This window comes from Meridianimaribacter flavus (assembly GCF_004366715.1).
Taxonomy (GTDB): Bacteria; Bacteroidota; Bacteroidia; order Flavobacteriales; family Flavobacteriaceae; genus Gaetbulibacter_B; species Gaetbulibacter_B jejuensis.
In genome coordinates, this window is sequence record NZ_SOQZ01000001.1 from 636,817 (window position 1) to 650,774 (window position 13,958).

At 35.4% G+C, this 13,958-nt stretch carries 9 protein-coding genes and 1 tRNA gene; 7 read left to right on the plus strand and 3 right to left on the minus strand.

The annotated features are described in order from the left end of the window. Window positions 1-3: 3 nt before the first annotated feature. The 7 genes from ftsA (at window position 4) to bglX (ending at window position 8,895) form a co-directional block, all read left to right on the plus strand. Window positions 4-1,335: a cell division protein FtsA gene (gene ftsA, locus A8975_RS02850; RefSeq protein ID WP_134198604.1), complete on the plus strand. Its 1,332-nt coding sequence runs from the start codon at window positions 4-6 to the stop codon at window positions 1,333-1,335. Window positions 1,336-1,364: 29 nt separating this feature from the next. Continuing rightward, a complete protein-coding gene (gene ftsZ, locus A8975_RS02855) occupies window positions 1,365-3,293 on the plus strand; it encodes a cell division protein FtsZ (RefSeq protein WP_134198605.1) in 1,929 nt (642 codons plus the stop codon). 120 nt (window positions 3,294-3,413) lie between these two features. Next, a complete protein-coding gene (locus A8975_RS02860) occupies window positions 3,414-3,863 on the plus strand; it encodes a GatB/YqeY domain-containing protein (protein WP_134198606.1) in 450 nt (149 codons plus the stop codon). Between the two features lie 7 nt (window positions 3,864-3,870). Beyond that, window positions 3,871-3,944: transfer RNA gene (locus A8975_RS02865), tRNA-Arg, on the plus strand. 200 nt (window positions 3,945-4,144) lie between these two features. Then, window positions 4,145-5,206 (plus strand): SGNH/GDSL hydrolase family protein, encoded by a 1,062-nt coding sequence (locus tag A8975_RS02870; RefSeq protein ID WP_134198607.1) that lies wholly within the window; start codon window positions 4,145-4,147, stop codon window positions 5,204-5,206. Between the two features lie 12 nt (window positions 5,207-5,218). Continuing rightward, window positions 5,219-6,604 carry a sialate O-acetylesterase gene (locus A8975_RS02875; RefSeq protein WP_134198608.1) on the plus strand — a complete coding sequence of 462 codons (1,386 nt, stop codon included), beginning with the start codon at window positions 5,219-5,221 and terminating at the stop codon, window positions 6,602-6,604. Window positions 6,605-6,609: 5 nt separating this feature from the next. Then, window positions 6,610-8,895 carry a beta-glucosidase BglX gene (bglX, locus tag A8975_RS02880; protein WP_134198609.1) on the plus strand — a complete coding sequence of 762 codons (2,286 nt, stop codon included), beginning with the start codon at window positions 6,610-6,612 and terminating at the stop codon, window positions 8,893-8,895. 1 nt (window position 8,896) lies between these two features. Here the strand turns inward: bglX and A8975_RS02885 are convergent, their stop codons facing one another. Genes A8975_RS02885 through A8975_RS02895 form a run of 3 tightly spaced genes read right to left on the minus strand, consistent with a single transcriptional unit; the run spans window position 8,897 to window position 13,950 of the window. Beyond that, window positions 8,897-11,050, minus strand: a complete 2,154-nt coding sequence (locus tag A8975_RS02885; RefSeq protein WP_134198610.1) for a glycoside hydrolase family 9 protein — start codon at window positions 11,048-11,050, stop codon at window positions 8,897-8,899. Between the two features lie 6 nt (window positions 11,051-11,056). Further along, the gene (locus A8975_RS02890) at window positions 11,057-12,409 is read right to left on the minus strand and encodes a glycoside hydrolase 5 family protein (RefSeq protein WP_134198611.1); all 1,353 of its coding nucleotides are present in this window, start codon (window positions 12,407-12,409) and stop codon (window positions 11,057-11,059) included. A gap of 2 nt (window positions 12,410-12,411) precedes the next feature. Then, a complete protein-coding gene (locus A8975_RS02895; protein ID WP_134198612.1) occupies window positions 12,412-13,950 on the minus strand; it encodes a glycosyl hydrolase in 1,539 nt (512 codons plus the stop codon). Window positions 13,951-13,958: the final 8 nt, after the last annotated feature.

Below are 13,958 nucleotides of genomic sequence, written 5' to 3' on the forward strand. Positions count from 1 at the left end.
GTAATGGAGAATAATAAAATTTCTGTAGGATTAGATATAGGTACCACAAAAATTGTGGCTATGATTGGTCGTAAAAATGAATATGGGAAAGCTGAAATTCTTGGTATTGGTAAATCCAAGAGTTTAGGTGTGCATAGAGGTGTGGTAAATAATATTACACAAACTATTCAGTCTATTCAGCAAGCTGTTCAAGAAGCTGAAGCTGAAGCAGGTTTAAAAATTAAAGAAGTAACTGTAGGTATCGCTGGACAACACATAAGAAGTTTACAACACAGCGATTACATTACAAGACCAAATTCTGAATTGGTAATCGATGAAGAAGATATAGATAAACTTATCAATCAAGTTCACAAATTGGTAATGTTACCAGGTGAAGAAATTATTCATGTATTACCACAAGAATATAAAGTTGATGGACAAGGAGAAATAAAAGAACCAATTGGGATGTATGGAGGACGCTTAGAGGCTAATTTCCATGTTGTAGTTGGTCAAGTGTCATCAATACGAAATATAGGAAGATGCGTAAAAAGTTCTGGTTTAGGACTTGAAGGTATCACTTTGGAGCCATTAGCTTCAGCAAATGCTGTTTTGAGTCAAGAAGAGAAAGAAGCAGGAGTTGCGCTTATTGATATAGGTGGTGGTACAACAGATTTAGCAGTCTTTAAAGATGGTATTATTCGTCATACAGCAGTAATACCATTTGGTGGAAATGTTATTACCGAAGACATAAAAGAAGGTTGCTCGATCATTGAAAAGCAAGCTGAACTTTTAAAAATAAAATTTGGTTCTGCATGGCCTGGAGAAAATAAGGATAACGAAATTGTATCAATTCCTGGACTGAGAGGAAGAGAGCCAAAAGAGATTACGCTTAAAAACCTTTCAAAAATTATACATGCTCGTGTAGTAGAAATTATTGAGCAAGTTTATGTTGAGATAAAAAACTATGGACACGAAGAGCAAAAGAAAAAGCTAATTGCAGGTATTGTTTTAACAGGAGGTGGAGCTCAGTTAAAACACTTAAAGCAGTTGGTTGAATATATCACAGGAATGGATACCAGAATTGGCTATCCTAACGAGCATCTTGCAGGAGATAGTGATGATGATATTGCAAGTCCTTTATTTGCTACAGCTGTAGGTTTGGTGATGGACGGACTAAAACGTCAAGAAAGAAAACGAATAGAAAAAGAACCAGAAGTAGAGGAAAGTTTAAATGAAGTAAGTGAGGAAGCACAAAGTGCTGATGAAGAGGTTGTAAGTCAACCTAAAAAAGAACGTAAATCGTTCTTAGATAAATTAACAGAAAGAGTAAAAGATTTTTTAGATAACGCAGAATAATTAATTATAAATCCAGTAAAACTAATTATATGAGTAATAATAGTGAATTAGGAAACATTGCTTTCGATTTGCCAAAAAACCAATCTAACGTCATTAAAGTGATTGGAGTTGGAGGAGGAGGTAGCAACGCCATTAACCACATGTTCCAGCAAGGTATTAAAGGTGTTGACTTTGTAATATGCAATACAGATTCCCAAGCACTACAAAACAGTGGTGTCCCAAACAAGATTCAATTAGGAGTTAACTTAACCGAAGGTTTAGGTGCAGGAGCAAATCCAGATGTTGGTGAGCAAGCAGCACTTGAAAGTTTAGAAGACATTCGTAGAATGTTGGATACCAACACTAAAATGATATTCATTACCGCTGGAATGGGTGGAGGAACAGGTACTGGAGCTGCTCCTATAATTGCTAAAATGGCAAAAGAAATGGATATCCTTACTGTAGGTATTGTAACAATGCCATTTCAGTTTGAAGGAAAAACAAGAAACGAACAAGCACAAAAAGGAATTGAAAACCTTCGTGGTCATGTAGATTCTTTAGTGGTAATCAATAATAATAAACTTCGTGAAGTTTATGGAAACCTTGGGTTTAAAGCTGGATTCTCCAAAGCTGATGAGGTTTTATCAACAGCCTCAAGAGGAATTGCTGAAGTTATTACACATCACTATACACAAAACATCGATTTACGTGATGCTAAAACAGTATTAAGTAATAGTGGAACTGCAATAATGGGTTCTGCTACTGCTTCAGGAAAAACCAGAGCGCAAGAAGCGATCATGAAAGCGTTAGATTCTCCGCTATTAAACGATAACAAAATTACAGGAGCTAAAAATGTATTATTGCTTATCGTGTCTGGTTCACATGAAATCACAATTGATGAAATTGGTGAAATCAACGACCATATTCAAAATGAAGCAGGTCATGGAGCAAACATTATTATGGGTGTTGGTGAAGACGAATCTTTAGAAGAATCAATCTCTGTTACAATTATAGCAACGGGTTTCGATATTGATCAACAGCATGAAATTTCTAATACCGAAGTTAAAAAAGTAGTACACGCTCTTGAAGATGATGCTGATGATATGAATGTAAAAGAGCAAGATCCTGCTATCATAACTCCAGATATTGTATTAGAAAAGGAAGAAAAGAAAGCACCTGAAGTAGTTCGTCATACATTATTAGATGAAGAAGATGATAATGAAATTCAAGCTCAGGATGAAAAGATGGATTTAATTCCAACTACAGATTTTCTTAAAGGAATAAACGTTGTTTACGACGAGGTTTTAGACCATAAAGTACCTAGTGAAGAAGATTTCATTATTACTCCTGTTCAAGAAGTAAAAGAAGAAAAAATTCAAGTAGAAGAAGAGGAGCAGTTTACATTAACGTTTGATTTGCCACTTCCTAATCAAAAAATTGAAGAAGAAGAAATTCAAGAAAAAGAAGAAAAGATTCTTTTCGATTTAGATGATGAAGTTAAAGACCTTAACGTTAACGATCATGTTGAGATTATTCCTGTTACAGAAGCCAATGAAACAGGAGAAGTTAGATATGCATTAGATGAATATTCAACGTTTGAATCTTCAATAAATACTACAAAAGCAAAAGAGCCTGAAGTAGAAGAGGAAATTGTTTTTGAGAAAAAAGTAATTACATCTGAAGAGGTTGAAGAAGTTGAAAACGAAGAAGTCGACCCAATGAACAGTCCAATTTCTGCTTTAATCAAAGAAAGAGCAGATGAAAGAAGACGTAAAATGAAAGACTTCAATTACAAATTCAACAATGCTAAAATAGATGAAATTGAAAAAGAACCTGCATATAAAAGACAAGGTGTGAATTTAGAAGAATCGCAACATTCTTCTGATACGAATGCTTCAAGAATGTCTGTTGGCACTGACGACAACGACGATATTCAATTAAGAAGTAACAATTCATTTTTACACGACAACGTAGATTAATAGCAAATTTAGTTTAGTGTTTCACACTTGTGTCAAACCCGGAAGCTTTATGGTAGTTTCCGGGTTTACTTTTTGTGTTTTTTCTTAGTATCTTCGCAATTCTAATTAATTCAAACTAGTATGAGCTTACAACAAGACGTAATGGCTGCTATGAAAACAGCAATGAAAGAAAAAGACCAATTGGCTTTAGCAGCATTAAGAGCAGTCAAATCTGAAATATTATTAGCACAAACCCAAACAGGTACAAAAGAAGAATTAACAAGTGAAGAAGAGATAAAAATTCTTTCAAAACTAGTTAAGCAACGTAAAGATAGTGCAGCAATTTTTGCTGAACAAAATAGAGCTGATTTAGCAGAACCTGAATTGGCACAAGCAAAAGTTATAAGTCAATTTTTACCTGAACAGTTAACTGAAGAAGAAATAACCAATGTTGTAAAAGAGGTAATTGCTAAAGTTGGTGCAGAAGGGATGAAAGACATGGGAAAAGTAATGGGAGTAGTAACACAACAATTGGCAGGAAAAGCTGATGGTAAAACCATTTCTACAATTGTAAGACAACAATTGGCGTAAGGCTTTTGGCCTCGTAGTTCAACTGGATAGAATATCAGATTTCGGCTCTGAGGGTTGGAGGTTCGAATCCTCTCGAGGTCACAAATAGATACAAAGCCCTAAAGTGAGTTCATAAAATGGATTCGATTTAGGGCTTGTTTTTTTAGAGGAGCACTTTAAAAATAGTACAAGTTTTTGAAATTTTTTAATAATTAAAATCAAACACTTTTTGCTAGTTTTATTCTGTAATAAACTTTAGCGTGCGCATTAAAACTACATACCTCTTATTAACGCTTGCTGTTATGTGTTGTAAGAATCCCGAAAGTAAACAATTAGATGTTTTTCAGTCTAATAATGAGGCTTTTAAATATTCAGGAAGAACTATAACAAAAGAGCATTCAGTTGGGTTGATAAGTTCTGCTTCATCGGTTGAATTCAATGTGACAGGAGATTCGTTAACAATCAATATCCAATCAGAATACAAACCAAGAAATTACTTTGTACTTACAATAAATGATGAGTATCAAAAACGATATACAATTTCTGGAGACACCATCAATTCCATTAAAATAGCTTTACCTAAAACAGAAACGCAAAATAAGGTTGGAATTTTTAAGGCAACTGAAGCGGCAAGTGGTATGGTGCTTTTTCATGGTGTAGAAGCTGAAGCTATTTCTAAAGTTGAAAGAGATACTGCATTTACTATAGAGTTTATTGGCGATTCTATAACCTGTGGTGCTTTAATGGATCCTACTGATGTTCCTTGTGATGCCAAAGGTGAATACATAGACCAGCATAATGCCTATTTAGCATATGGATCAATAGTAGCAAGAGCTTTAAACGCTGATTATATTTTGAGTTCGGTTTCTGGTATGGGAATCTATCGTAATTGGAACGATGAGCATAAAGACGAACCTATTATGCCTGAAGTTTATGAAAATTTATTCCTAAATACTAATGATGATGTACTATACGATTTTAAGGTGAAGCCAAATCTAGTGAGCATCTGTTTAGGAACCAATGATATGTCTGAAGGTGATGGAATAAAAGATCGTTTACCTTTCAATCCTGAAGCTTATATAACACGTTATATAGAATTAGTTGGTAAAGTATATAAACACTACCCAAATACTCAAGTTGTGCTTTTAAATAGTCCAATGATTCAGGGAGACAAAAACGACGTGCTTATTGATTGCCTAACGCAAGTGAAAACACATTTTGAAAAGGACTCTAATAGAACAATTCCTATATTTCAATTCAATGATGTGTATGCTAATGGTTGCAGTTACCATCCAAGTATACCAGATAATAAAGTAATGGCCGAAAAACTAATTCCGTTCTTCAAAAAGGCATTGGCTAACTAAACATTTAATTTAATGAAGATTTACAATAAATATATTTTGTGTTGTATAGGTAGCTTGTCTTTTATAATGAGCTCCTTTGCTAATGTCACTATCCCATCTTTTTTTAGTGATCATATGGTGTTGCAACAGCAAGATAATGTTAAAATTTGGGGATGGAGTAATCCTCACGAACCCATAACCGTTACAACAAGTTGGAGTAATGATACTATTACAACCAAAGGCACTAATTATGCAAAATGGGAAGCAGTTTTAAAAACTCCAAAAGCAGGTGGTCCATATACAATAACAATCAAAGGTTATAATGAAATTAAACTGAATAATGTTTTAATTGGTGAGGTTTGGGTGTGCTCTGGTCAGTCCAATATGGAGTGGACTGCCTCAGCAGGAATTGATGATGCTGAAACAGCAATAGCTGCTGCAAATTTCCCTAATATTAGATTGTTTACAGTGTCAAAACATTCTTCCGAAACACCTCAAGATAATCTGGATGGTCAGTGGCAAACGTGTTCACCAGAAACCATGCAGTATTTTAGTGCAGTTGCTTATTTCTTCGGAAAAAAACTATATCAAGAACTCGACATTCCAATAGGATTGATTAATTCTAGTTGGGGAGGAAGCTATGCCGAAACTTGGATGCCTGAATCAGTTTTTAAAACGAATGATGAATTGAAAAAAGCATCTGAAAAAATTAACCCTGTTGAATGGGCTCCTTATGAACCTGGTCGTATATATAATGCTATGATTCATCCATTAACTAAGCTTAATATTTCAGGAGTGATTTGGTATCAAGGTGAAAATAATACAGCAAATTCAAAGTTTTATCATTTAATTTTTTCTGAATTGATTAAATCTTGGAGACAAGCATTTAATAAAGAAATGCCTTTTTACTTTGCTCAAATAGCGCCTTTTTCTTACCATGAGTTTGCAGGTGTAGAAGTTAGGGATGCGCAAAGACGCACATTAGAATTGCCAAATACTGCAATGGTTGTCACTTCAGATATAGGAGACCTTAAAGACATTCATCCACGTAATAAAAAGGATGTAGGGCTCAGGTTTGCTCAATTGGCACTTAAGAAGCATTATTATACAATAGAAACTGTTGTTGAAAGTCCGTTGTATGCATCTGCTGAAGTAAAAAACAACAAGCTTTTAGTAACGTTTAATCATGCTGACGGATTATATGCAACGTCAAAGACCAGTCAGTTTGAAGTAGCAGGAGCTGATGAGGTATTTCATTCGGCGAAATTCAAAATAAAAGGAAATCAAATAGAAGTGTTTTCAAAACAAGTAAAGGAACCTATGTATGTGAGGTATGCTTGGGGAAATACTATAGAAGCCAATATATTCAATAAAGTAGGATTGCCAATGTCTAGCTTTACCACACAACTAATTAAATAACAATCATGAAAACAATAAAAATCACAAGAGTTTGTGCAGTAGCAGTTATTTTGCTTTGTCTTGTGAACACAAAAACACATGCTCAAATGGAAGAAACAAAGGTTGATATAAATCAGAAAGTAGAGTCGTTATTATCACAAATGACCATTGAAGAGAAAGTAGGACAAATGAATCTTTATAACGGGTTTTGGGACGTTACAGGACCAGCGCCTGAAGAAGGAAATGCTGCCTTAAAATACGATCATCTTAAAAAAGGATGGGTTGGAGCGATGTTAACTGTAAGAGGAGCTGAAGAGGTAAGAAAGGTTCAAAGAATTGCAGTTGAAGAATCTAGACTAGGTATTCCGTTACTAATTGGGTTTGATGTGATTCATGGTTATAAAACTTTAAGTCCAATTCCGTTGGCTGAATCGGCTAGTTGGGATTTGCAAGCTATTGAAAAATCAGCACGAGTTGCAGCTACTGAGGCTTCTGCTTCTGGAATTAACTGGACTTTTGCTCCAATGGTTGATATCTCAAGAGATGCGCGTTGGGGACGTGTTATGGAAGGTGCTGGTGAAGATCCTTATTTGGGAAGTTTAATAGCCAAAGCACGAGTAAACGGATTTCAAGGTGATGATCTTTCTGCTCATAATACTATTGCTGCTTGTGCTAAGCATTTTGCAGCTTATGGTTTTGCTGAAGCAGGTAGAGACTATAATGTTGCTGATATAGGAAATGGTACACTTTACAACACAGTGTTGCCTCCTTTTAAAGCAGCTTCAGAGGCTGGTGTAAAAACATTTATGAACTCCTTTAATACCTTAAATGGTGTTCCTGTTACTGGAAGTTCGTTTTTGCAAAGAGACATTCTTAAAAGAGATTGGAATTTTGATGGTTTCGTGGTTTCAGATTGGGCTTCTATTAATGAAATGATTCCTTGGGGACATGCAAAAGATAAACGTCAAGCGGCTCAAATTGCTGCAAATGCTGGTTCTGATATGGATATGGAAGGTTATGTTTATATTCAGGAATTAGCGCAATTGGTTAAAGATGGTGTGGTAAAAGAATCGATTTTAGATGATGCTGTTAGACGTATTTTAAAGGTGAAGTTTGAGTTAGGACTTTTTGAAGACCCTTACAGGTATTGTGATGACGATAGAGAAAAAGAATGGACTTACCATGAAAGCTATAGAGAAGCTGTTTTGGATATGGCAAAAAAGTCTATCGTGCTTTTAAAGAACGATAACAACTTGCTTCCGCTTAAAAAGAATGGTCAAACCATCGCTTTAATTGGCGATTTGGCTGATGACAAATCAAGTCCTTTAGGCAGCTGGAGAATCGCTTCAGATGATGACACTGCGGTTTCTGTATTGGAAGGTATGTCGTCTTACAAAGGCAACACACTTAACTTCTCTAGAGGTCCTGAAGTTTTTGAAGGCACTTCAACCTTTTTACAAGAAGTAAAGATTAACACTACTGATACCTCTGGTTTTGATGAAGCTATCGCAACAGCTAAGGCAGCTGATGTTGTGGTTATGGTGTTAGGCGAACATGGTTTTCAAAGTGGTGAAGGTAGGAGTCGTACCAATTTAGATTTACCTGGTCTTCAGCAAGAACTTTTAGAGGAAGTTTATAAAGTAAACCCTAATGTGGTGTTGGTTTTAAACAACGGAAGACCACTAGCCATTGAATGGGCAAGTGAGCATATTCCTGCCATAGTTGAAGCGTGGCATTTAGGAACTGAATCTGGAAATGCGATTGCTAACGTATTATATGGAGACTATAACCCAAGTGGTAAACTGCCAATGTCTTTTCCTAGAAATGTAGGTCAAGCACCAATTTATTACAATAATTACCCAACAGGAAGACCAACCGATAAAGATGGAAACGTATTTTGGTCACATTATACTGATGTTGAGAAAACGCCTTTGTATCCATTTGGGCATGGTTTAAGTTATACCACTTTTGAATATTCAAATTTAAAAGTAACTAATACTTACAAAGAAAATCAGGAAGTAAAAGTGTCTTTTACACTTAAAAACACTGGAGCTTTAAAAGGTAAGGAAGTAGCGCAATTATATATAAGAGATTTGGTTGGAAGTGTTATACGACCGCTTAAAGAATTAAAAGGATTTGAGTTAATCGAGTTAGAGGCAGGTGCATCTAAAACGGTTGAATTTGTACTTACCAAAAAGGAGCTTGGTTTCTATACGAACCAAGGAGAATTTGTGGTAGAATCAGGTGATTTTAAAGTGTTTGTTGGTGGTGATTCTAATGCTGAATTAGAGCAAGGCTTTACTTTGGAGTAAACTACTTTTTAATCAGCTTTATAGTTTTAATGTTTTGATTGTTAAATAGTTTAGCTAAATAAATACCTGATGTTTTAATCGTTTTACCAATACTACAATTTTGTTCGCAATGCCCTTTTTCAATTACTACACCTTTTAAATCATAAATGATATAGTTGAATGGTTTTGAAGCTTGAACAGTCAAACTATCTGTAAAAGGGTTTGGTGAAAACGAAACGTCGTTAAAAACATTATCTTTTATAGAAAGCGAACTTGAACCACTCACAAAGTGTGATAACAATCTAATGTAAGCCACTTGATAGCCATTACTGTTTTCGGTGACTTCCCAAGAGTTCATTGGCCAACTTGTATTAAAATCGTCATAGGCTTTTTGTTTAGGCTGACCTTGAATTCTTGCAACTCGAGCTGCATCGCATGTTAAACCAGAACAATCAGAAGGACAGCATCCATCCCAATTATAGGAAGGGTTTGGTCCACCTGTTAAAAATCCAGGAGCAGGTCCATAAGGGTCGTTTAGTACGTTATCCCAATCAGTTCCGTCTCCAAACCATGTATGGTAAAATTCATTAACGCCATGGTCAGCACCATAATCGTACATGTTAGATAAGTAACAAAAGTTTAATGGATTTACACCGTGTAAATAATGAATGTAACGTTCAGCAGCTCGTATCGCATCAGTATTGTTAGAGCTGTTAATATCATGTAGTGCATAGTTAGTAAACATCAATCCTTTTCTAGATTTGATACCATTACTTCCCCAAACATAATCTTCAAGATGTGCTAAATATGGATCGGTTTCATTAGTTAATGCTTCAAAATTACTAGCAGAATTCATACTGTTTTGATACACTGTTTTTATTTCATTTGCTACCGTAGCGCCAACATTTTCAAGACTGGAATAGTATAACAAGTTATCCTGATTGCCTTGTTCAAAAGGAAAAGCATAATTCCAAAGAATGAGATGAATATCTTGATAGTTGTTTTCTACAAAAGTTTTCATGGTAGAATTGATGCTAGCATCTTCAGGTAAATTTGTATTAGTTAAATCATAAAGATGAATAGCTGCTCTCATTTTTAAGGCAAATCTGCCATAATCATCCGTTTCTTGCTGTCCTGCTCCAATACCAACTGAACTATAAGAAGAACTGTTGTTTTCCCAAATAACATTTGGATTAGTATCTGCCCAATTCCAAGCGTTTAAAGCACTTTGTCTTAAAGTGTTTGCATAAGCCGACATGCCTAATCCTTCAAAAACTTTAGATCCTAATGCAAATGCTCCTGCAGAAGATAGTGTAGCAGTTGTGTTGACGCCTCCATAAAGACTTTGTCCTGTTGCTGATGAAGGTGGAGACGCATGGTCCAAATCCACTATACTAATCATGGAACCATTGGTTTCTTGTAGTCTTAGCAAGTGATCCATTCCCCAAATAATTTCATCGATAATATCAGGAGTTCCGTTGTTGGAATATGGTAAATCATAATCATCGCTCCAAGCATTTGGATTTTCGATATAGGCTTTTAGCAAATCAAACACATAGTTTGCAGTCCAATGTGTGTATTTGTTGTAATCGCCTGCATCATACCATCCACCACTCAAATCTTTTTCAGTTGAAGCATCATTTGGTGAATCCCATTTTCTACACTCAGTATCTTGCAAATTTCCTAAATGACTTGCACTATCAGCCCAATCATTTCCTGCGTAAGTCGCATTTTTTTCATAACCTGCACGCTGATAGAAAAATGTTCTAACTGCATGTTTTAAAACTTCTTCATAGACATCATCTGCTATACTGAATTCGTATGATCTTAAATTTTGATTAATGTCTAATACATAATAGGTTCCCGGAGTTTGATAGCTTGAAAAATCAAACCACCAAGCTCTATCTCCAGAAGAATCATCTTCGTTGCCTGAGTTCCAGGGAACAACATTTCCAGTGAATACTTGAGTATCTGTTGTTGCGTCTACTAAAGCGTAATTAAAACCAGGAGCAAAGGATTCTGAAGCATCAAAACCAGTTAAAGGATCTCTAACTACAGCTATTTTTTCTGAATTTGTGCGATATCCAAATTGATCAACAATAATGTATTTTGATACTGTTTGACCATTGGTAATGACTGTCATCAATAAAAAAATAAGTGTCGCTAGAACTCTCATGATATATTAGTTTTTTAAGGCATTGTTATGACTTTTTATAATCTCTAAAGTTGAGGTGTCACTGGCAAAAACCGAATTTAGACCTTGAGGTTCTTGAGGAGGGTCAGCAGTGAAATCGTCTCCATGTTGCCATTTTCCATCACCATCAATATTAGCTTTTCCGTAACCTGCAAATCCCCAAAAGTTCAATCCAGCTAAATAGCCTCCTTTTGCTTTGCTTTCAGTCACTTTTTCACAAACAGCCTGATAAAACGTGTTACGATTGTCAATATTCGCATCTAAGGATAAGCTTTCTTTTTCTCTAGGGAAACCAAACTCACTCATGACAATTGGTTTGTTTTGTTTTTTTGCAATTTCTAAATGCTCGTTCATATAAGCATTAGCATTTTCAATGGAAAGTTGAGTGGTTTCAACTTCATTATTAATGTCATACCAACCCCAATTTTTTGGCCACATGTGCATGGTTAAATAATCGATGTTTGGATTGTTATGTAAACGATCATACATATCTATATCCTGTAAATAGCTTGCTTTACCTTCAGCACCTGTTGAAATTAGATGTGTAGAGTCTAACGATTCTATTAAATCAACAGTTGTATTTAACCATTCGGTAAAAGGCTTCTCATATTCTGTTCCAACCATCACTCGTGGTTCATTAGCTACTTGCCATGACATTATGGTGTTATCTTCAGTGTATTTTAAACCAGTATAAGTATTGGTTCGTCCCATTAAAAATCGAACATGATTATAAAATGCTTCTTTACAAGGTTCGCATGAATGGAATTGCATAGTATATTTCATATAATCATCCCAAGTGTATTTGTCGGTAAAAAACGGATTAGGAACTTCACCATAACCATTCCACTCTAAATATTCGCTCATACCACCAGACCAAATCCAGTTGTTGTTCATGTATAAAATAGCATACATATTTCTCTTGCGCATTTCAGCCAATAAAAAATCCAAGCCATCAAGGAGGTCTTCGTTGTATTTTCCTTGTTCGGGCTGTAAAGCAGGATGTACAGTAGAGTCGCTACCATCTCCTTCAGCTCCAGCTAGAATACGTAAGTTGTCGATGCCGACAGATTTCATTAAATCCAATTCTTTAATGAGTCGCTCTCTATCTCCAATGTTTTTAGCTCCAATTAAAGGACCATACCAATAGTTGGCTCCAATGAAATAATAAGGCTTATCTCCTTTATAGAATTTTCCGTCTTTGACACTCACTAATTCAACAGGATTTAAAGTGTCTTTTGCGGTTGTGGTTTCTTCTTGAGTTGTTGCTTTTTTATCGTCTTTACAAGAAGATAGTGCTAGTAAAGCAGCAAACGCAAGTGTTATTGTTTTTAGTTTTATCATAATTAAGGGAGTTGGTACATGTTAGGTAATTCGTTTTCTAATAAAGACTTTGGTTTGTTTGTAAACTCAATAAAGTCGTTAGCATCTGTCATTCCTGGTACTGGAGTGCAGTATGTGTTTTCATTGTTTGACCAAAACATCATAAAAGCAATATGATTGTTGTTATTGGTAATGGCATTGTAAAGGTTGTTTGAGTAGAAGTTTGAAATAGGATTGTTATCACCAGGAGTAACGAAGTAACCTGTTTCAGATAAAGCTGCAATTTTAACCCGTTGCTTTGCTAAATCTGATACTATTTTAAGCTTATTGTTTGCGGCAGTAACTCCACTTTGTCCTTGATTGTTGAAGTCACCATAGTTGTCCATGGCTAAAATATCTACATAAGCATCACCAGGATAACGCTGTAAGTATAAAGCTTCGGTTGTATAACTATTGTCAGGAGCATAAGCATAAAGCATATTATTTACACCAAGAGTATCTCTTAGGTAAGTAACCGTAAATTGCCAGCACTCTATGAATTGTTGTGGAGAACAGTAATCGTCTCCCCACCAAAACCAGTTTCCGTCAAACTCATGAAATGGTCTGAAAATAATTGGAACTTTTTTACCGTCACTTCCTATTAGGTTATTGGCAACATCTGCTACTTTTTGTAGTTTTTGTTTGTAATACTCATGATTTGCACCTCCAGGTAAAATGCTAGCAAAAGCATTTTCAGCTTGAAACTGTGTCATTTCACTTACGTAGAAATGATCACCATCATAAGGTTCTCTTAAATGCCAAGTGAACATGTTTACCATGCCTTTGTTGTATGCTTCAACAGCATCAGCCATAATAATTTGTTCTTGTTGATAAAACCAGTTTGAAGCTGTGCCATCATTATTATCATCAGTAATAAACATAAAATCTGAACCTAAAAGTCCAGGGTCGCTTCCTGTAAGTTTTTTAATATCAGAATCACCAACTGCATTATTGTAGAATGAATTAAACGCGTCTTGTTGGCCTATAATAAAACTGTCTGGAGACATTGTTTTTAGGTTGTAAAATAAAGCTATGGTTTCGTCTGTTGAATTTGGGTTAACCATATAGTTAGCTGTATCTTCGGGTTGTAATACAAATGCTTCTGGTTCTTCCGAAAGTGTCATGGTTGCACTGTCTGGAGTTCCTATTTCGGCATTGTTACTTACTGACACTATCTCAATAATAATAGTTTCATCTCCTTCGGTATCACTGTCATCAATTACTGTTACTGGAATTGAATGTGAAGTGGTATTTGCAGGAATAGTTACTTGACTATTTATCGTTTGAAAATCTTCACTATTGGTTGCTGTTCCGCTTATGTTAAGGTTAACAGTTGTAGCAGTGGTTGAAGATCCTGTTAAGGATATATTAAAAGCACCATTAGTAGTTGGTTCAGAAGCTGAACTACCAACTGAAATGGATACTTTTGGATTTACGGTTTCTCCTCCGTTATTAGAATTGTTATCGTCTTTTGAGCAACTAAAGGCTAAAAAGCTTAGTGTTATTAAAAGTAACTTTTTCATCGTTCAAT

Excerpts from the sequence above, each read along its gene's own strand:
- A8975_RS02870 (WP_134198607.1), top strand. The coding sequence starts at position 4,145 with ATGTGTTGTAAGAATCCCGAAAGTAAACAATTAGATGTTTTTCAGTCT.
- A8975_RS02890 (WP_134198611.1), bottom strand. The coding sequence starts at position 12,409 with ATGATAAAACTAAAAACAATAACACTTGCGTTTGCTGCTTTACTAGCA.
- A8975_RS02895 (WP_134198612.1), bottom strand. The coding sequence starts at position 13,950 with ATGAAAAAGTTACTTTTAATAACACTAAGCTTTTTAGCCTTTAGTTGC.
- ftsZ (WP_134198605.1), top strand. The coding sequence starts at position 1,365 with ATGAGTAATAATAGTGAATTAGGAAACATTGCTTTCGATTTGCCAAAA.
- ftsA (WP_134198604.1), top strand. The coding sequence starts at position 4 with ATGGAGAATAATAAAATTTCTGTAGGATTAGATATAGGTACCACAAAA.
- A8975_RS02885 (WP_134198610.1), bottom strand. The coding sequence starts at position 11,050 with ATGAGAGTTCTAGCGACACTTATTTTTTTATTGATGACAGTCATTACC.
- bglX (WP_134198609.1), top strand. The coding sequence starts at position 6,610 with ATGAAAACAATAAAAATCACAAGAGTTTGTGCAGTAGCAGTTATTTTG.
- A8975_RS02860 (WP_134198606.1), top strand. The coding sequence starts at position 3,414 with ATGAGCTTACAACAAGACGTAATGGCTGCTATGAAAACAGCAATGAAA.
- A8975_RS02875 (WP_134198608.1), top strand. The coding sequence starts at position 5,219 with ATGAAGATTTACAATAAATATATTTTGTGTTGTATAGGTAGCTTGTCT.